This window comes from Flavobacterium magnum (assembly GCF_003055625.1).
Classification (GTDB): domain Bacteria; phylum Bacteroidota; class Bacteroidia; order Flavobacteriales; family Flavobacteriaceae; genus Flavobacterium; species Flavobacterium magnum.
This window is the reverse complement of record NZ_CP028811.1, coordinates 3065408-3083898: the sequence shown is the minus strand read 5'-3', so window position 1 is coordinate 3083898 and position 18491 is coordinate 3065408. Positions and strand designations below refer to the sequence as shown.

General features: G+C 42.7%; 23 protein-coding genes. 6 read left to right on the top strand and 17 right to left on the bottom strand.

The genetic code is table 11. The features are described from left to right. Positions 1–51 precede the first annotated feature (51 nt). From HYN48_RS13145 to HYN48_RS13070, 16 genes are all read right to left on the bottom strand, one after another. A complete protein-coding gene (locus tag HYN48_RS13145; protein ID WP_108372432.1) occupies positions 52–765 on the bottom strand; it encodes a hypothetical protein in 714 nt (237 codons plus the stop codon). 160 nt (positions 766–925) lie between these two features. Beyond that, a complete protein-coding gene (locus HYN48_RS13140; RefSeq protein ID WP_108372430.1) occupies positions 926–1432 on the bottom strand; it encodes a hypothetical protein in 507 nt (168 codons plus the stop codon). Between the two features lie 173 nt (positions 1433–1605). After that, entirely contained in the window at positions 1606–2046 is a 441-nt protein-coding gene (locus tag HYN48_RS13135) for a hypothetical protein (protein ID WP_108372428.1), read from the bottom strand. Between the two features lie 172 nt (positions 2047–2218). Continuing rightward, complete coding sequence (locus HYN48_RS13130) at positions 2219–2554, bottom strand: HepT-like ribonuclease domain-containing protein (RefSeq protein ID WP_108372426.1); 336 nt, start codon at positions 2552–2554, stop codon at positions 2219–2221. Continuing rightward, positions 2547–2846, bottom strand: a complete 300-nt coding sequence (locus tag HYN48_RS13125) for a nucleotidyltransferase family protein (RefSeq protein ID WP_108372424.1) — start codon at positions 2844–2846, stop codon at positions 2547–2549. The genes HYN48_RS13130 and HYN48_RS13125 overlap by 8 nt, the downstream gene beginning before the upstream one ends. Positions 2847–3049: 203 nt before the next feature. Continuing rightward, positions 3050–3526, bottom strand: a complete 477-nt coding sequence (locus HYN48_RS13120) for a hypothetical protein (RefSeq protein WP_108372422.1) — start codon at positions 3524–3526, stop codon at positions 3050–3052. 172 nt (positions 3527–3698) lie between these two features. After that, complete coding sequence (locus HYN48_RS13115) at positions 3699–4109, bottom strand: hypothetical protein (RefSeq protein ID WP_108372420.1); 411 nt, start codon at positions 4107–4109, stop codon at positions 3699–3701. A gap of 306 nt (positions 4110–4415) precedes the next feature. Beyond that, positions 4416–4922 carry a CbrC family protein gene (locus HYN48_RS13110; RefSeq protein WP_108372418.1) on the bottom strand — a complete coding sequence of 169 codons (507 nt, stop codon included), beginning with the start codon at positions 4920–4922 and terminating at the stop codon, positions 4416–4418. Between the two features lie 200 nt (positions 4923–5122). Beyond that, on the bottom strand, positions 5123–5533 hold the full coding sequence (locus HYN48_RS13105) for a hypothetical protein (protein ID WP_108372416.1): 411 nt from the start codon (positions 5531–5533) through the stop codon (positions 5123–5125). Between the two features lie 177 nt (positions 5534–5710). Next, positions 5711–6136, bottom strand: a complete 426-nt coding sequence (locus tag HYN48_RS15185) for a hypothetical protein (RefSeq protein ID WP_146171784.1) — start codon at positions 6134–6136, stop codon at positions 5711–5713. Positions 6137–6330: 194 nt separating this feature from the next. Continuing rightward, complete coding sequence (locus tag HYN48_RS13095; RefSeq protein ID WP_108372412.1) at positions 6331–7056, bottom strand: phytanoyl-CoA dioxygenase family protein; 726 nt, start codon at positions 7054–7056, stop codon at positions 6331–6333. A 179-nt stretch (positions 7057–7235) separates the two neighbouring features. Continuing rightward, positions 7236–7751 carry a hypothetical protein gene (locus tag HYN48_RS13090; RefSeq protein WP_146171783.1) on the bottom strand — a complete coding sequence of 172 codons (516 nt, stop codon included), beginning with the start codon at positions 7749–7751 and terminating at the stop codon, positions 7236–7238. A gap of 182 nt (positions 7752–7933) precedes the next feature. Next, on the bottom strand, positions 7934–8266 hold the full coding sequence (locus HYN48_RS13085) for a DUF3024 domain-containing protein (protein WP_108372408.1): 333 nt from the start codon (positions 8264–8266) through the stop codon (positions 7934–7936). Between the two features lie 251 nt (positions 8267–8517). Beyond that, the gene (locus tag HYN48_RS13080; protein ID WP_108372406.1) at positions 8518–9567 is read right to left on the bottom strand and encodes a tyrosine-type recombinase/integrase; all 1050 of its coding nucleotides are present in this window, start codon (positions 9565–9567) and stop codon (positions 8518–8520) included. Between the two features lie 107 nt (positions 9568–9674). Next, entirely contained in the window at positions 9675–10169 is a 495-nt protein-coding gene (locus HYN48_RS13075; protein ID WP_108372404.1) for an acyl-CoA thioesterase, read from the bottom strand. A gap of 184 nt (positions 10170–10353) precedes the next feature. Further along, positions 10354–10950: a TetR/AcrR family transcriptional regulator gene (locus HYN48_RS13070; RefSeq protein ID WP_108372402.1), complete on the bottom strand. Its 597-nt coding sequence runs from the start codon at positions 10948–10950 to the stop codon at positions 10354–10356. Positions 10951–11124: 174 nt separating this feature from the next. On the opposite strand from HYN48_RS13070, the gene HYN48_RS13065 reads away from it, so the two are divergent. Beyond that, positions 11125–11415, top strand: coding sequence for a hypothetical protein (locus HYN48_RS13065; RefSeq protein WP_108372400.1), 291 nt, complete (start codon positions 11125–11127; stop codon positions 11413–11415). Between the two features lie 162 nt (positions 11416–11577). On the opposite strand, the gene HYN48_RS13060 is transcribed toward HYN48_RS13065, so the two are convergent. Beyond that, entirely contained in the window at positions 11578–12411 is an 834-nt protein-coding gene (locus HYN48_RS13060) for a universal stress protein (RefSeq protein WP_108372398.1), read from the bottom strand. 149 nt (positions 12412–12560) lie between these two features. Between HYN48_RS13060 and HYN48_RS13055 the strand changes: the two genes are divergently transcribed. Genes HYN48_RS13055 through HYN48_RS13035 form a run of 5 tightly spaced genes read left to right on the top strand, consistent with a single transcriptional unit; the run spans position 12561 to position 18488 of the window. Beyond that, a complete protein-coding gene (locus HYN48_RS13055) occupies positions 12561–15017 on the top strand; it encodes a heavy metal translocating P-type ATPase (RefSeq protein WP_108372396.1) in 2457 nt (818 codons plus the stop codon). Next, on the top strand, positions 15014–15193 hold the full coding sequence (gene ccoS / locus HYN48_RS13050; RefSeq protein ID WP_108372394.1) for a cbb3-type cytochrome oxidase assembly protein CcoS: 180 nt from the start codon (positions 15014–15016) through the stop codon (positions 15191–15193). Before HYN48_RS13055 ends, ccoS begins: the two co-directional genes overlap by 4 nt. Before the next feature lies 1 nt (position 15194). Beyond that, the gene (ccoN, locus tag HYN48_RS13045) at positions 15195–17384 is read left to right on the top strand and encodes a cytochrome-c oxidase, cbb3-type subunit I (RefSeq protein WP_108373659.1); all 2190 of its coding nucleotides are present in this window, start codon (positions 15195–15197) and stop codon (positions 17382–17384) included. Between the two features lie 4 nt (positions 17385–17388). After that, the gene (locus tag HYN48_RS13040; protein WP_108372392.1) at positions 17389–17577 is read left to right on the top strand and encodes a CcoQ/FixQ family Cbb3-type cytochrome c oxidase assembly chaperone; all 189 of its coding nucleotides are present in this window, start codon (positions 17389–17391) and stop codon (positions 17575–17577) included. Then, positions 17574–18488, top strand: a complete 915-nt coding sequence (locus HYN48_RS13035) for a cbb3-type cytochrome c oxidase N-terminal domain-containing protein (RefSeq protein ID WP_108372389.1) — start codon at positions 17574–17576, stop codon at positions 18486–18488. Before HYN48_RS13040 ends, HYN48_RS13035 begins: the two co-directional genes overlap by 4 nt. Positions 18489–18491: the final 3 nt, after the last annotated feature.

Below are 18491 nucleotides of genomic sequence, written 5' to 3'. Positions count from 1 at the left end.
CACGGAAAGCAGCAATTGCGTGAAACCGCTGTTAGCAGCAGTAAAAGTATGTTATTTGTAAGCTACTAGTTGTTCGAAAAAGTCCACAGTATTATCAACATACGATCTCGTTCTACCACTAACAGTTAAGTAAAAATTATTTATCAATTTTCTAAACTCTTCAATTTTTGTTGAGTTATCAACCTTTTCGTTCAACAAAAAACCATAGAAAATCCAATTTAAATGATAATGTTGACTTTTACCCACTTTTAACGGAGTGAGATATTTGAACCATCTGATATTATCTCTAAATTTATACCCGCCGTAATACTTATTAATCAAATGATTTTCGAATGAGTTGTGTAAAACGATTGAGTATAGGCTCAGTTCTTCTTCTAGTAAATATGCGTCAATCAAAGGCTGACCAAAAAAGATAGAGTTTTCAAAATCAGCGGTAAATTTCCCATGTGCTATACATCCTTTCATCGGAATTCCTAAGCGAATAGCTACAGTCATTAATAAAGAAGAATGCAACATTATATTTGCAGCAGATGAAACAGTATTATTATTTGAAATTAAAATTATAGAATCTGAAAAAATAGTTGACTTCAGAACCGACTGAGAATTTTTAGATACGATTTCCTGAGAATCAATATAATTTACAATCGCTGCGAGCTGTCTCATTTGTTTAAGGATATTTGCATGGCTTTTTGTTTGCACCAAATTTTTAAAGCCCATAATATCAAAAAAAGCTACGAATCTGTTATCTGTATCGTTCCATTTCATAGGGATTGGGTTGATTTATTGCTGCTAACGTCCGGCGGCTTCACGTCAGTTGCGGCTTTTGGAACTGAGTATTCTCGGCTGGACAAAACGAAGTTATGGAAAAAGGTCGTTCATTTTACAAGAGAAGCAGCAATTGCGTGAAACCGCTGTTAGCAGCAGTTCAAGGGAAGTCCAAAACATGTCGCTTACAATTATTACGAATTTCTATAAGAGCACCAAATACCTTATTTAAATCCAATCTTTTACCGCGAAATACAAGTGAATTATCAAATGAGTTATATCCACGATTATCATTGCCGCCAAAATCTCCTCTAAAAGATGGATTCATAGCCAAATCTATATAAACACCGTTTGCACCATTTTCAAATCGCTCTTCAATTTTTTCATCATAATGTTCGAAGTAATTTCGAAATTCTCGGTCTAAAAGAATATTATCTGTTTGTACTTTAAGCACTTCTCGCAATCTTTTACTACGCAATCTATATTTACCTGACCATAGAATCTTGGATATATTCCCTGTTGAAACAAGTATGGATTGAATTGAGCACCAAACTTCTAATCGATCGAAATTTTCATGTGTAGCATGCAATCTTTCAAATGCTCTTAATGCAATCTTTGATTGCAACAAAATTTCGCTTATGAAAATTGTGTCTTGAAACTCTTTCATGTATAGTAAATTCTTGAATCTGCGGATGAATTGCTGCTAACGTCCGGCGGCTTCACGTCAGTTGCGGCTTCTGGAACTGAGTACTCTCGGCTGGACAGAACGAAGGTATGGAAAAAAGAATTTCATTTCACAAGGTTAGGAGCAATTGCGTGAAACCGCTGTTAGCCGTAGTTCTAATTTGGAAACTGAGTATTCTTTTTTATAAATGAAATATTATAGCTTTCAGTAACCAGTCCAATACTTCGTTCAATATTATTTTTCCCCGTAATTTTCACCAAAAGATTATTCGAATCTAATTCAATGCTGTCTCCAATTACCAGAGTGTCACAAAGTTCTAGATAAATCTCAGCTTTCTTATTTTTTATTACATAAGGAAAATATTGCTCGTTAGTATTGGAACGAAAATAAGCAATATTGCTTTTAACATTGTCGATTTTCCATACCGCAAAACAATGATTATTTGAACGCTTTACTGAACTAATTACACCTTTTATATTCACATTATTATGCAATACTTTATCTTCATATTCCGAAAAACTATTCTCGGCATTATTCACTTCAAAACAAATTAGGGCGAAAATTGCTAACGGTATTATTATTTTCAGATATTTCATTTGCGTTTCAATTTTCTCGAGAATTACGGCTAACGTCCGGCGGCTTCACGTCAGTTGCGGCTTTCGAAGCTGAGTACCCTCGGCTGGACGAAACGAAGTTATGGAAAAAGGTGGTTCATTTTACAAAGTGAGTAGCAATTGCGTGAAACCGCTGTTATGCATAGTGCAAATATTATTCGGCAAGTAATTTCTCCACTTCGGTTTTCAAAACAGGCAACTGCTTAATTACAATTCCCCAAACGACGTCGTCAGAAACCGAATCATATCCGTGGATAATTCTGTTTCTCACATCTACGATTTTACGTGAATCCGTAATTTTGATTTGATCACTTCTTTTCAAAATCCTGCTCATGGCTTCACCGATGATTTCTATATTCCTTTCCACAGCTCTTTTGGTACGCATGTCATTTTCATAGTTTTGAAAAATCCTCGGTTGGCCGATGTAAAAATCAATCTCATTAATAGAATTGAGAATATCAAAAAGCCAGGTTTTAATATCGTTATCCATAAATCAGCTGACGTTGTTCATTAAGATTTTTTCTGAAGTAAGGATTTTTAATAGCTTTTTCTTCCAACAGATCTATCGGCCTTTTTAAAATGTCCTCAAGAGAAAATTTTAAATCGAAATAATTATCAGCGTAATCTAAAACATCAAGCGGTTGAAAATCAACAACAAGATCAACATCACTTTCTTCATTGAATTTTTCTGTAAGTACAGAACCAAACGCATACAACGCTTTTACTTTGTGATTTTTACAAAGTTTAGAAATGTCCGATATATGGTTTTCTAAAAAACTCATTTTTTTAATTTGATTCAAATATAATGATTAATGTCAGGATTTCCACACGCACTGCCGCATTATGCATAACGTCCGGCGGCTTCACGTCAGTTGCGGCTTTCGAAGCTGAGTACTCTCGGCTGGACAGAACGAAGTTATGGAAAAAGGTCGTTCATTTTACAAAGGAAGCAGCAATTGCGTGAAACCGCTGTTAGCTGACGGTTTTATTCGTAGTAGTTTTTCATTTTAAAGTTGGTATGAAGATTAAATTCCCCATTTTCATAATAGGTAGATTTTTTCGATATGAGTATCGAATCTTTTATATAGAATTTTTCATTTCTAAAATTTACATAACCGCTATTTGGTTCGCAATTCTTTTCGGTCGTTTTAAGTGGTGTAAACTGAGTTGTGTCAGCTGATGGTGGAATTCCAAATTCTTCTTCAAAATAGCATCCATATGGAGAAAAACTATTGAGAAATATAGTGTCATTGACTATATTCCATTTCCCTTTTGAGATTGATTGAGAGACACAAGTATACTTAACATACTCAAAAGCATGCGAAGAATCAATTTTTAAGCGCCCATCTATTGAGTACCATATTCTTTCAAACTTATTAGGAATATATTTTTGCGTTTCGTTTTTACAGCTAACGAAAACTAACAAAAGTATAACCGATAAAATGAAATAGATTTTACTCATTTACGTGATTTTTCTAGGTTCGCCGAAAACTGACAGCTAACGTCCGGCGGCTTCACGTCAGTTGCGGCATTTGGAACTGAGTATTCTCGGCGTGGACAAAACGAAGTTATGGAAAAAGCGGTTACATTTTACAAGGAAAGCAGCAATTGCGTGAAACCGCTGTTAGCAGAAGTTAACGCTTCACATCATTATATTTAGCTGAAAATCTTTCTAACCTCTCTGCATCAATATTACCTTCAAAATCTATAACTTTATCTTCCAATAAAAGCTTAATTATCGCTTTCCAACTGTCAAATTTAAGCCTGCTAGATTCAATTGTAATTTTTTGTTCAACAAAAGTAATTCTCCTAAAATCGTCATCAAAATATCTATCGGTACCATTTCTTTCAGAAGTCATGTATATGATTTCATCTTTGGTATTTAATTTATATAGCGAGAACTCAGTCCCCATACTTTTCCTAACAAAATCGAATCTTTCAGTTTTATCAACTAACACTTTATTATCATCAAACTTAATATCTTGAGCGTGGAGATTGCACACAAAGAAGATAAAAATAATCAAAGAATAATAGGCTTTTTTCATAATTTCAACAGTTAATTTATGTTTTTGGATTGCTATTTCGAGTTTTTGGATTACTATTAGTAGTGATTGATTACAAACATAATGATTTTATTAAATATTGTTAGCTGTAATAATCAATTTTTCCTAAGCTAATTTGAGTCGGATTCGTGATGGTGCGGTTTAATTTCTGCTAACGTCCGGCGGCTTCACGTCAGTTGCGGCTTTTGGAACTGAGTATTCTCGGCTGGACAGAACGAAGTTATGGAAAAAGGCGGTTCATTTTACAAGACAAACAGCAATTGCGTGAAACCGCTGTTAGCGGTAGTGCTAATCGTCAAAATAAATTCTGTGTTTGCCACAATGTAAACATTGAAATACGTAACCGTCAAGTTCTTCTTTTTTTAAGCTTTTGACAACTTCATCTACATCGAATCCGCTATCTTCAATATCCTCGATTAAGTCATCAATGATTGGTTTAACTAATTCTGGTTTTGCATAGCCAATAAATGCACATAAATCATCACAATGAGCTAACCAGTTTTCTTGTTGAATTGCACAAAATCCTGGAGTTTGTTGCGAAATTTCAGTAATTGCAGACTCATTTTCAACATCATCCACGCTTGCAGAATCTTGAAATTCTCCTTCAAATTTTTCAGAAGCTTTTCCATTTTTAATACACCAAGGACAAATATTTTCTATTTCTTCTTCAGCGTAAAATGGTCCATCGTAGCGATATTCACGCTTTTCTCCACAACATTCACAGAGAATGTTTTCTTTAACAATGATATCCAGTTTGTATGCGTTTGGATTGTATTTAAATATTGGTAATTCCATAAGTATTTTTACTATCTATAACCTAAATGTCTTTATTTTCGCTCATTCGCGGCAGCATTACCGCTAACGTCCGGCGGCTTCACGTCAGTTGCGGCATTTGGAACTAAGTACTCTCGGCTGGACAAAACGAAGTTTTGGAAAAAGGCGGTTCATTTTACAAGGGAAGCAGCAATTGCGTGAAACCGCTGTTATGCGATGTTTTATTTAAATTCGAAAGCGAAAATTCCAGGAGAAGTTTCTTTAAATGATTTAGAAATTTCATTTTGATTATTCAACTTGATCGTATCATCAGCAAAAATTTTCAGCGTTCTGATAAATTTAAATCGAGGATTTGAGCCACGGTTTGAATCAATAATTAAAGTGTCATTTGGATTTATTTTTAGTCTTCCGATCATGGACACTGAATCAAAATTTATAAGTTGTGCATCATTATTGAAATAAGGTTTGATAGATTTCAATCCAGGAACTTTTTCTAATTCTGATCGATTATAAAATATTTCAACAGTAATTTCTTTATCAGTTTTGTTAATGATTTCTGCAAATGAAGACGTATCGCACGCATGAAATACAATACAAATTAGGAAAAGCAAAATGATTTTTAAAAATTTCATGATGTTGGTTTACGTTCGCAGCAAAATATCGCATAACGTCCGGCGGCTTCACGTCAGTTGCGGCTTTTGGAACTGAGTACTCTCGGCTAGACAAAACGAAGTTATGGAAAAAAGAAGTTCATTGTACACGGTAAGTAGCAATTGCGTGAAACCGCTGTTATGCGACGGCTTATTAGGTCAATCAACTTTTACTTTTTTTCGACGCATCTTTCTTTGATTCACGCCATATTTGTCAAAACCAATGCCAATTGATATAAGATTGCCATTTCTTTTATACAAAACAGTATCTATTTTTATTTCCTTAATAAAATTTTCACCTAAGTCTGGATCAAGTGTATTAACGAAAGTTCCTTTAATTGAAACTGTGTCAGTTTTTAATTGAATAGAAAAATCACTATCGACTCCAAATATGCCCGTAACCAAATTTTTATCACTGAAATAAATAGAATCATTAATTGAAAGCGATGAAACTTTTACATTTTCATATGGTGATCCAAAATTAAGAAATATCAGTTTTTTGTCATCACGAAATTTTTTTGAGGAACAAGCAAGTAAGATTAGACTTATAAAGAAAAAACTAGATTTATTAATTAAGATTCGCATAATGATGTATTCTATTACGAGGATTTTTCACGTCCGCGGCAAGCTGTCGCATAACGTCCGGCGGCTTCACGTCAGTTGCGGCTTTCGAAGCTGAGTGTTCTCGGCTGGACGAAACGAATTTATGGAAAAAGATGTTTCATTTTACAAGGTAAGCAGCAATTGCGTGAAACCGCTGTTGTGCGATCGGCAAAATATTAGTTTAAATTGAATTCCACTTTCTCATTCCAATTTAATCCGTTAGGTAATTGTTGATTGCAAAACTCAATATGGATAACTCTCCGTCTTTCATTATTAGTGGTTTTGTTTGACGCATGAAATAGTAAAGGTTTCATAATCATAATTCCACCTTTTTCAACTTCGCAAATGCTTTCATTTCCAGTTTTCGAAGTAAAATTATCAAGTCTGACAATTCCTTTAGAATGAGATTTATTGATGACTTTCAACGCGCCATTTTCTTTAGACGTATTATCCAAATGAATTCTGATAGTAAAACAATTCTTCAAAATATTTTCCGGAGGTTGGACAGCGAATTGATTTTGTTTTACTGTCCAATTTTCAAACCCGTCAAGCTCTAATTTTTGATTTACTGAGATTGTCAAATCCTGGTGATAAGAAACAAACCAATTAGACTTTTCTGGTTTGTCAAAGTATATAGATTTTGTGACAAAATAGTTATCACCAAAATTAGTTTTGATGATTTGCTTTAAACTGCTATTGAATACTATTTCCAATGCTTGTGGAAACTCATTGAAAAATTGTCTTACAGCAAACAAATCATCAGATTTTCGGTAAGTATTTTTGTGCTGATTTTGAATACCAACATTTTCAATATTAGAAATCAATTTGTCGATTTCGTCAGCTGAATAAACATTTTCAATTATTGTAAAACCTTCAGAATTTATTTCATCAATTACGTTCATTTACACAGGATTTTTATACGCTCCAACATTGCTGTCGCACAACGTCCGGCGGCTTCACGTCAGTTGCGGCTTTTGGAACTGAGTACTCTCGGCTGGACAGAACGAAGTTATGGAAAAAGGTGGTTCATTTTACAAAGTGGGTAGCAATTGCGTGAAACCGCTGTTATCAGAGGTTTTTATTATTCGCCAAAATTTAGTTTGTAATCTTCATTAGAAAAAACAGATAAAATCCAAGTAACAACTTCCTGATCGTAATAGTTTGAAGTAGTTGCGGATTTTATAACAAACGTTGTTGTAACTCCTTGATAGACTTTCACTATCTTTCCATCTTCTACTTTTGACGATAGTTGTTTACAACCATATCCCTTAATTGAATTTAGATATTCTATGTATTTCTCTTTTTTACTAATTTGGATAGTTATTCTTGTTACATCAGAAAAGCTACTGTAGACAAATGACAAAAAAGATTCTGCTCCGTCTGATACATCACTTTTTCTATATGTGAATACTGCACTCCCCATAAGTTCATCTGTAGGCTCTTGTGCTTCCGAGAATTCCCATCCTTTTTCAGTTAAAAACTCTTCGGCATTTCCGAGGGTTTTCTTTTTTATATCAAGTATTTGTGCCATTGATAAATTCTGAGCAGAAATAAAAAAGCTTGAAAATAAAAATAGTAAGAGTAATTTTTTTTTCATTTTGAATCGAAGTTTTGATTACGGTCGGTCTAAAATCTCTGATAACGTCCGGCGGCTTCACGTCAGTTGCGGCTTTTGGAACTGAGTATTCTCGGCTGGACAAGACGAAGTTATGGAAAAAGGCGGTTCATTTTACAAGAGAAGCAGCAATTGCGTGAAACCGCTGTTATGGGCTGGCGCAATTATCCCCAAAAGCAATTATATTCATCCTTTTCGATTAATCTAGTAAAGTCAAGAAGATTTTCAACTATAGGCATTGGTTTGTAAGAGTGCCATTTCAAATCAGCACGACGCCAAAAGACTTTCCAATGATTATCTTTTTTTACGAAAGTTGCCTTTGCAACATTACTTTCAATTTTCTGTTTTGGATCTTTCCAATGCGGCGTAACCTCAAAAATTATCACGCTTTGCTTTTCAATCCTATAAGCAATGTCAATTTTTGATCTCAGTTCTTCGCTCGGACGAATATAAGATAAGTAATTGTCAAGTTCTTCTATTTCTAAGCTTTCGATCATGTTTTAAGTGTTGATTTCGTGTTCGTTGCGCCGCGCTTGCCCATAACAATCAAATACACGCAGTAAAATCAAAATCATCCTGTAATAAAAGGTGATATACAAGAATGCGCATTGCGCAAAAATGTGTTACGAGGCGTGTCTGATGTCCAAATATAGTGCTTTTTAAATTTATAATCATGGTTTTGAATGTATGAATTGCAGGGGTAGGCGCCGGAAAGGGATGGAGTTGTGCCGTGCCGCCGCCATTCTATTTACAGGTTGTCTAAAGGGCTCACGATTTTGCGGATATTATTGTCACTTACTTCGGTGTAAAGTAGCGTCGTCTTGATGTTTGTGTGTCCCAGCAATTCCTGTATGAACCGCACGTCGGTGCCCTGTTCAAGCAAATGGGTCGCAAAACTGTGCCTGAGGCTGTGTATGCCCAGTTTTCGGTTAAACCCCGTTTTCTGCATGCCCTCATGAAAAATTAGCTGGATTGTCCGGATGGCATATGGGCCACCGTCCTTTCCCTCGAAAAGGTAACGCTTCGGCTTGTATTGCAGGTAATAGGCCCGCAGTTGCTTCAGGATGCTTTGCGGCAGGTTCGCATAACGGTCCTTTTTACCCTTGCCGCATTCGATAAGAACCTGCATGTTCTGGCTGTCAACATCTGAAATCTTAAGGGCGCAGATTTCTGACACGCGGAGGCCCATGCCGTAACACAATTTCAATATGGTATTGTGCTTCAGGTTGGTCGTTGCGGCAAAAAGTTTCCTGATGACGTCAACAGGAATGACCTTTGGCAGTTTCCGCGGCTTTTTGGGTCTGGGGATGTCGACAAAAAATTGTTCGCGCCGGAGCATCCTGACATAATAAAACGTCAGGGCGTTCAGCCGGCTGTGTATCAGCGCGTCACTGCTGAGTCTTTGGATGATGCATTGCAGGATATAGGAGCGAACCTGTTCCTGATGGCATTGATAGGCAGGTATTTCCTGCAGCCAATACAGAAAATCGCCAAAGTCACCCCTGTACTTCCTGATCGTGTGGACGCTGTATCCGTGCAGCGACAATTGTTCGACAAAACGCTCAAGGACCGGCTGGTTGACGGGACAGATACGCGACAGCACCGACTTACCATTGCTTCTAGCTTCAAGCAGTCTACGGTTTTCAGGCGTGTCCGGCACATGCCAGGCCTGCAGTGTGCGGCTCCAAAGGCATCCTTCAATGGATCGTATCTTTTGCACCAATACAGGATCTTTATCAGCATAGAGTACAATCCTGGCGGCGCCCTTATGGGTTGTGGTAACGGCTTTCCAATTCATTTCGGCAGATCATTATCATTTTGGCGTGTATCAATATGCGATGCAAATTACAAAAAAATAAATATCTAAAATGGTGGTGTGCTGAATTTTAAAGATTCAGTCGCACGTCACGGTCTTTTTTCTGCGGTTAATTCCTGCCGCAGCTCCTGAACGCGTTGCTGCAACGGGATATCTGCTGCGATGCCATGGTTCTCGATGGTTTTCGCCCAAGCCAGAAATGCTGCGTCATGGGTTTCGCGACGCCCGGTTTTTGTGTTGATGGGAATAAGCCGCGTTCGCATTACGGCCTTAACCGCTGTCCCATTGGTATTGGTCATGACGGTTTCGACGTGCAGCGATTGCTCGTCAGCGCGCAGCAGTGCCGATTGAATTCGGACGGTTTCGTTGTACACCGCCGGACTCACATAGGCGATTTCATGGCTGCCCACAACCCAGCCGAATCCATTTTTGTAATACGTAGTGAGGTCGAGCGCATAGTGTTCTGACAGGTGGTCTTCCCGGGCATTGATCAGGTAGTCCAGGTATCGGGAGTTGTTGAGGTGACCAAAAAGGTCGCAATCATTAAAACGTATTTTATAAGTTGATGAAGGTAATTTTTCCATGTTATGTTGGTTTTTCAGTTGATTTGAACATTAAATTTCGGCTCAGCGTTTCCGGGCTGCCCTTATGATGGCCGTTCGGCGCATAGTACGGATAAGGGTAATTTCGCGTTTTTCATAAGATAACGTTTAAGTGAGACATCGGAACATTAATAATACCAATCGGTATATTTTATGACAAAAAATATCAGGTTTTGAGATTTACGATGCCACGCTCGAGGTAATCCATAGTATGTTGGAGCATCGCCGGAGCGCCATATGCTTTTGATTGCATCACGGCACCCTCGATCAGGCACATCAGCACTGCGGTAAACTCGGCGACGGGCGTATCGTTCTTAATTTCACCTGTATCGATCCCATGATTCAGGAGGTTTTCAATCGACCTTTTCCAAAGTTGCAGTGCCGCCACGACTTTCTTTCGCAGCATCGGATGCGTATCATCTGCCTCCGTCGCCGTGTTGAGCACCGGGCAGCCCGCCTCCAGGAAAGGAATGTCAAGGAAATTGCGGTACACCTGCGGATAGACCAGCAGTTTGTCGATCACCGTCGTTTTTGATTCAATCTGCTGTTTGATAAACGACACCACTTTACCGAAGTTGTGATCAAATGCGGCCAGCGCCACAGCATCCTTGTTTGCAAAATTACCATAGATGCTGCCTTTCGTTAGCCCGGTAACTTCTGTAAGATCATTGATCGAAGTCCCTGCAAAACCCTTCGCATTAAACACAGGTGCGGATTTCTCGATGATGAACTGTCTGGTTTTTTCGGCTTTGGATTGGCTCATGATATTAGATAATTGTTTGGCGAATATACAAAAAAGTATTAATATAATACCAATCGGTATATTTTTGTTTATTGACGTGATTTGTGACGAAGCAAATGCCCAAACGTGACTTCCGTCATATTTCCGGGCGCGACAACAGGGTACTTTTACATTATAATTTTAAAAAGATTGATCATGAGTACGTACCAACATGTATACCGCCAATTCGAAAAAGGATTTCTCGGAAGCTGTGTGCTTTCCGTATTGCTGCAGAGCTGTGTGGGTGGGATCACCGCGATGAAAATCCTTCAGCATGGCGCCGGACTGTCACAGATGCTGCAATTGTTTGTAGTCGTTATTGCCTCGCTGGCAGTGAACGGCGCAATCATTTCGGTGCAATCGCCGAAAACCGTATTCAACCTGCTCGTAGGCGCACAGGCGATATGCTTTTTGCTTATAGTGGCAAATTTCTTCCAATGGCTTTAACCGCTCATCGATAAAAGGTTTGCGGTTTTAACGAAAGACAGCAGCACATTTGGAAATCCCAAAGTACCCTGAAATACAGGCTTACTTTGGGATTTTTACTGCCATCGCGCGATACATTAAGCAGGCATTGCCACTATCGGGCATCCAGGTCACCGGCCGTTCTCAGCGATGACTTACAGACAACACCGGCAAGACTGAGTGAAACACCATTTTACGTGCCACGCTGTACAGGAACAGCCGCTCGAGCAGGCCTTTGTGCCTCACGGTCAACGCAATCAGGTTGGAATGGTGTACTTCGCTGAAATCCAAAATTGTTTCCTCGGGGCTGTCACTGGCGATGGTATAGAAGTCGACAGCGTCGCCGGAAAAAATCCTTTTCCATTCCCGGATGGTGTCGGCTTCGTCGTCCGTATGCCTGGCGGTAATATAGAGTACGTCAATTCGCGCGTGGAAGAGTGCTGCAAATGCAAGCAGTTCGCGCAATGTGGCTTTGTCGCGTTCCTCATACCGACTCAGGAACAGGATCCGGGAAAGTGGGCTGTACCCGCACGCGGCCGGAATCGCGAGCACGCGGCAATTCGCGCGGTTCATGATTTTTTCGGTATTCGATCCGAATAATGCTTCGGTAACGCCGGAAGCACCGTGCGTTCCCATAATGATGAGGTCGGCGTGGTTGTTAGCAGCGGCCTGAAGCACAGTATCAACGGTGTTGCCTTGCTCGAGTATATGCGTCAGCGTCAGGTGCGACGCATGGTTTTCTTCCGCGATCACCCTGAGTTTTGCGATGGCGCTTTTGTACTGTTCGAAGTGATCCCATTCGGTTATATCCCGGATTTCCGAAAGGTTTTCTAAAGACGCATCGATTATTGCCGCGGGAAGGTCGTATACATGTATCGTAACGATTTCTGCGCCAACCCGTTTGGCCAGATTGACGGCATACACAAAGGCGTTAAGTGATGCCTTCGAAAAATCAGTGGGGCAGAGTATTTTTTTCATGCGATCGATTGTTGATTCCCCACAAAATTACCTTCGGGCCTCGGCACGGAATATGACGCGCGTCACTTAATGCCGTCAGTAAAAATGATTTCAGTCATTTCAGGCGGCGCCATCGCAACAGACATTTGCCACTGGTAAACGACCAAATCATGAGCGACAATCAATGCTTTCACTGCGGACTGCAGGTTTCGGCGCGGGATACGCTGCATCTGGACGGTAAATCTTTTTGCTGCAACGGCTGCAGGACAGTCTATGAGATTTTTACTGCGGGCGGACTTTCCCACTACTATGATTTCCAGAAGACGCCCGGCGCCGTGCCCTTGTCCGATACGTCCAAATATGAATTTCTTGCTAACGAGGCGATTGTCGAAACACTGCTCGAGTTCAATGAATCCGGCAGCTGCATCGTATCGCTGCATATCCCGCATATCCATTGCAGTTCCTGCATCTGGATTTTGGAAAATCTTAGGAAGCTGAGGCCTGGAATACTGTCGTCCCAGGTCAATTTCCATGAAAAGAAAGTGAGGGTGCATTTTCATTCGGCTGACATCTCCTTAAAGGAAGTCGTGACACTGCTGTCGACGATCGGCTACGAACCCAATATCAGCCTCGGGGATTACGACAACCCGGGCAAAACAGCAGACCGCAGCCTTACCTATAAGCTGGGCATCGCCTTTTTTTGTTTTGGGAACATCATGCTGCTGTCATTTCCTGAGTATTTTGAGCACCATGAATTCTGGCTCGACCGTTACCGCAGTTTCTTCCGTTGGCTGATATTTTTGTTGTCGCTGCCCAGTTTCCTCTATTCGGCGAGCGGCTACTACCGGGCGGCCTGGCAAAGCCTGCGGGCTAAGATGCTCAATATCGAGGTACCGATTGCCCTGGGCATCATCGTAATGTTTGTCAGAAGCGTCGCCGATCTCATTTCAGATCACGGTCCGGGATTTTTCGACAGCATGACGGGCCTGATATTTTTTATGCTGCTTGGAAAGATGTTTCAGGCAAAAACGTACAAATTCCTGAATTTCGAGCGCGACTTTAAATCGTACTTCCCGATTGCGGTAACCAGGAAATCCGAAAGGGGTGGGGAGGAAAATGTACCCGTGTACGATCTGGGTAAGGGAGACCGGCTGCTGATAAGAAATCATGAAATCATTCCGGCTGACGGCATTTTGATTTCCGAAAGCGCCGCCATCGACTACAGTTTTGTGACGGGTGAGGCCTTGCCGGTGTCCAAGTCGTCCGGCGACCGTCTGTTTGCCGGCGGGAGGCTCTCAGGAGCGATGGTGGAAATGGAAGTCATTAAGCCCGTATCGCAAAGTTATCTTACCCAATTGTGGGGCAACAAGGTATTTTCCAAACAGCAAAGCCATGATTTTGAGACCATCACAAACCGCATCAGCCACTATTTTACCCCGGTGCTGCTGCTGATCGCGTTATCCGGATGGGGCTACTGGATCAGGTTGGATAGTGATACAGCATTTAACGTATTTACGGCTGTACTGATTGTCGCCTGTCCGTGTGCACTGGCGCTTACTGCCCCGTTTACATTGGGAAATATCCTCAGGATTATGGGCCGGCATAAATTCTACCTCAAAAATACGATGGCGATAGAGCAGTTGTCGAAAATAGATACCATCGTTTTTGATAAGACCGGCACGATTACCACAACCAAAGCGGCCATCGTTTACAGCGGGAATCCGTTGGCACCGCATACGGTTGCGGTTGCAAGCCTGCTCAGGCAATCGGGACATCCGTTCAGCAGGATGCTGTACGACCATCTTGGCAAAGGCGCCAATCTTTCCGTTGAGGGTTATGAGGAAATTCCGGGTAGGGGGATTTCAGGCAGGGTGGCGGGCTGCACAATACAAATAGGGTCGCCTGCCTATGTGGGTTTGGATGAAAATGAAGACAGCCTGCAAAGCGTCGTCTGTATTGCTGTAGACGGCAGCTACTTCGGGAAATTCACCATCCGTAACCAATACCGTCCTGAAGCCGCCGCGCTGTTCGCTTCGCTCGGCAAAAACTACAATCTCAAAATCCTGTCAGGTGATAACGAAGGCGAGCGCCCGTATCTTGAACAACTCGTGCCGACAGGGACAGAGGTGATTTTCAACAGGAAGCCGCAGGAAAAGCTTTCCTATATTGAATCGTTGCAGCTTCAGGGTCATAGGGTGATGATGGTGGGTGACGGACTCAACGACGCCGGTGCGCTGATGCAAAGCCATGTTGGGGTGGCAATTTCCGAAAACACCAATGTATTTTCGCCCGCCTGCGATGCGATCCTCGACGCGTTGGAATTCGGCAGACTGGAAAAATTCCTGAAACTTTCAAAAAAGGCGATTACGATCATCCGGATGAGCTTCGGCCTGTCGCTGGCTTACAATGTGGTCGGACTTTACTTTGCCGTGACCGGAAACCTGCTGCCGATCGTCGCGGCCATCATCATGCCATTGAGTACGATTACCATCATCAGCTTCGTCACCGTTGCAGGCAATTACGCCGCGCGCGGGCTTAAAGTAAGGACCGTCAGCCCAAAGCGTGATACACATCATATTTTACCTGCCGATGCCAATATAATTTTGAAAATGAAAACCACCGTATGAGTGTCATCTATCTTTTAATATCGATCAGCATCCTCGTGGCCATTGTTTTTTTCAGCGCCTTCATCAGGGCGGTAAGGAAGGGCCAGTATGACGATGATTACACCCCTTCTGTAAGAATGCTTTTCGACGATGAACTCCGGGATGAAGAACCTGCAAATCCAGCAAAACAAGAATAATATGGAAATACAACAATTTTATTACGACAACCGCATTGTAAAGAAGTTCCTCTATGCCACAATCCTATTTGGCGTGGTGGGTATGGCCGTCGGACTGCTGCTCGCCATCCTGTTCCTTTTCCCAAACCTGACCGACGGCATTTCGTGGCTTAGTTTCGGCAGGCTCAGGCCATTGCATACCAATGCCGTAATTTTTGCATTTGTAGGTAATGCGATGTTTGCCGGGATTTATTACTCGTTACAGCGGCTGCTTAAAGCGAGGATGTACAGTGATTTGCTGAGCAACCTGCATTTCTGGGGATGGCAGCTCATTATCGTTTCGGCGGCTATTTCGCTGCCGCTGGGCTACACTACCTCAAAAGAATACGCCGAGCTGGAATGGCCCATTGACATTGCCATTGCGCTGGTTTGGGTCATTTTCGGGATCAATATGATCGGTACCATTTTGCGGCGTCGCGAACGGCATTTGTATGTGGCCATCTGGTTTTACCTCGCGACATTCGTTACGGTCGCCGTGCTGCACATCTTCAACAGCATTGAACTGCCCGTTTCGGCGCTTAAGAGTTATTCGGCCTATGCAGGCGTACAGGATGCGCTAGTGCAATGGTGGTACGGGCACAATGCCGTGGCTTTTTTCCTGACCACGCCTTTCCTCGGACTGATGTATTATTTTGTACCCAAGGCGGCAAACCGTCCGGTGTACTCTTACCGCTTATCCATTGTGCATTTCTGGTCGCTGATCTTTATTTACATCTGGGCGGGACCGCACCACCTGCTGTATTCTGCCTTGCCTACCTGGGCACAGAATCTTGGTGTGGTCTTTTCGGTCATGCTGATTGCGCCTTCATGGGGCGGGATGATCAACGGCTTGCTTACGCTGCGTGGCGCATGGGATAAGGTGCGGGTCGAGCCCGTACTGAAGTTTTTCGTCGTGGCCATTACCGCATATGGGATGGCTACATTTGAAGGACCGATGCTGTCGCTTAAAAATGTAAATGCCATCGCGCACTTTACCGATTGGATTATCGCACACGTGCATGTAGGGGCCATGGGATGGAACGGTTTCCTGATATTTGGCGTCATTTACTGGCTGGTGCCGAGGATGACCAAAGGCCCATTGTTTTCCACAAAGCTCGCCAATGTTCACTTTTGGCTGGGAACACTTGGAATTATTATGTACACCCTGCCGATGTATGTCGCTGGTTTTGTGCAGGCGTCTATGTGGAAGCAATTCAATCCGGACGGCACACTCACCTACGGTAATTTCCTTGAAACGGTACAGCAGATCATCCCGATGTACTGGATGCGCGCCATCGGCGGAACGCTGTACCTTGTAGGGACGCTGATCCTGGTATATAACATTTACAAAACCGTAACGGCCAATGCCGCCGTTGAAGACGAACTGGCCGAAGCGCCTGCATTGGAGAAAGTCGGGCGTGCCCGTGTCAGGGGAGAGAAATTTCACCCGTGGCTTGAAAGAAGGCCGGTCCAGCTTACCCTGTTGGCAACCGTGGCCATACTGATTGGCGGGATCATCCAGATTGTCCCGACGATTATGGTCAAGTCTAACATTCCTACGATTGCGAGCGTCAAGCCTTACACGCCGCTGGAACTCGAAGGCAGGGACCTGTACATCAGGGAAGGCTGCGTGAGCTGCCACTCTCAGATGGTTCGGCCGTTCCGCAGTGAGGTCGAACGGTATGGGCCACAATCGAAGGCAGGCGAATTCGTTTACGACCACCCATTCCTTTGGGGTTCCAAAAGGACAGGGCCCGATTTGCTCCGCGTAGGCGGAAAATACAATGACAATTGGCATTTCAACCACCTCTGGGATCCGCAAAGCACTTCGGCGGGCTCAATCATGCCCGGATATAAATGGCTGTTTGACAATAAGCCGATGGACTATTCGGACATCCAATCCAAGATGAAAGTCATGCGCCGGCTCGGCGTGCCCTACAGTGACAGCGATATCAGAAACGCAGGCCAATCTATCGAGATGCAGGGGATGCAAATTGAGAAAGCACTGTACCAGGATCCTGATTTTGTAAAAAGTTATGAAGACAGCCGTGAGGCAGCGACGGCACAGGGCAAGCCGTTCATCCCGATGCGCCGGCGCGAAATCACCGCACTGATTGCCTACATACAACGACTCGGCACCGATATAAAAGTCAAAGACAACCCTAAACAATAACGTTATGTTTGAACAGATAAAACACAGTATGGAGACCATTACCGGAGTGGGAATTTACCCGATTATGTCATTGGTCATCTTTTTCCTTTTCTTCCTCATACTCGGGATTTGGGTGATTTTTTACAGCAAAGAACGGCTTAGGTACCTGAGTGACATTCCGTTGAACGACAACTTAAAAATTCAGGAGCAATGAAAAAGTTCTTTCCCATATACGTCCGCGGCCCTTTAATTTTCTTTGGCTTCTTCGGATTGATTGAGTTTTTCGTCGATTCGGGAAACAGGCCCGCTTTTGTAAAATATCCGATCATCATCCTGATACTTTTTGTATTCCTGGTCATCCAGATTGCAGTCGAGTACATGGTGAGCGCGGTCAACAACCTGATTTACCACATTACGCCCGAGGACAAACGCAACGCATTCGTCGCTGAAGATGTCGTGCCGCTCACGCAACGCAAATGGTTTAAAAGACTAATGAAACGCCTTACGCGTTCTGAACCGGTTGAGAACAATGCGCTGCTTTTGCTGGATCACAATTATGACGGCATCAGGGAACTCGACAACAAATTGCCGCCCTGGTGGCTCTACCTGTTCTATGGCGGCATAATTTTCGGGGCATTTTATCTTGTAAGGTATGAAATCCTGGGCGCTGATGACCAGGAAGCCGAATTCAGCAAAGAAATGGCACAGGCAACAATTGATATCGCCGAATATCGCAGGCACGCACCGGATTTGATGGATGAGGAAAGCGTCACCCAGCTCACCGACGGTCCCTCGCTGGATAAAGGAAAGGCCATCTTCCAAACCAACTGCGCAGCATGCCACCGTGCGGATGGCGGCGGGCAAATCGGGCCGAACCTCACAGACGACCACTGGATTTTCGGTGGTGATATCAGGAATCTTTTCCATACGATCACCAATGGCGGCCGTGACGGCAAAGGCATGGTTTCGTGGAAAGGCACGCTCAAACCCACACAAATACAGCAGGCCGCAAGCTACATCCTGTCGTTGCAGGGCACCCATCCTAAAGACCCGAAAGCGCCTGATGGCGATCTTTGGGTAAGGCCTGAGGCGAAAGCGTCGATGGACAAACCAACCGTCAAATAGGCT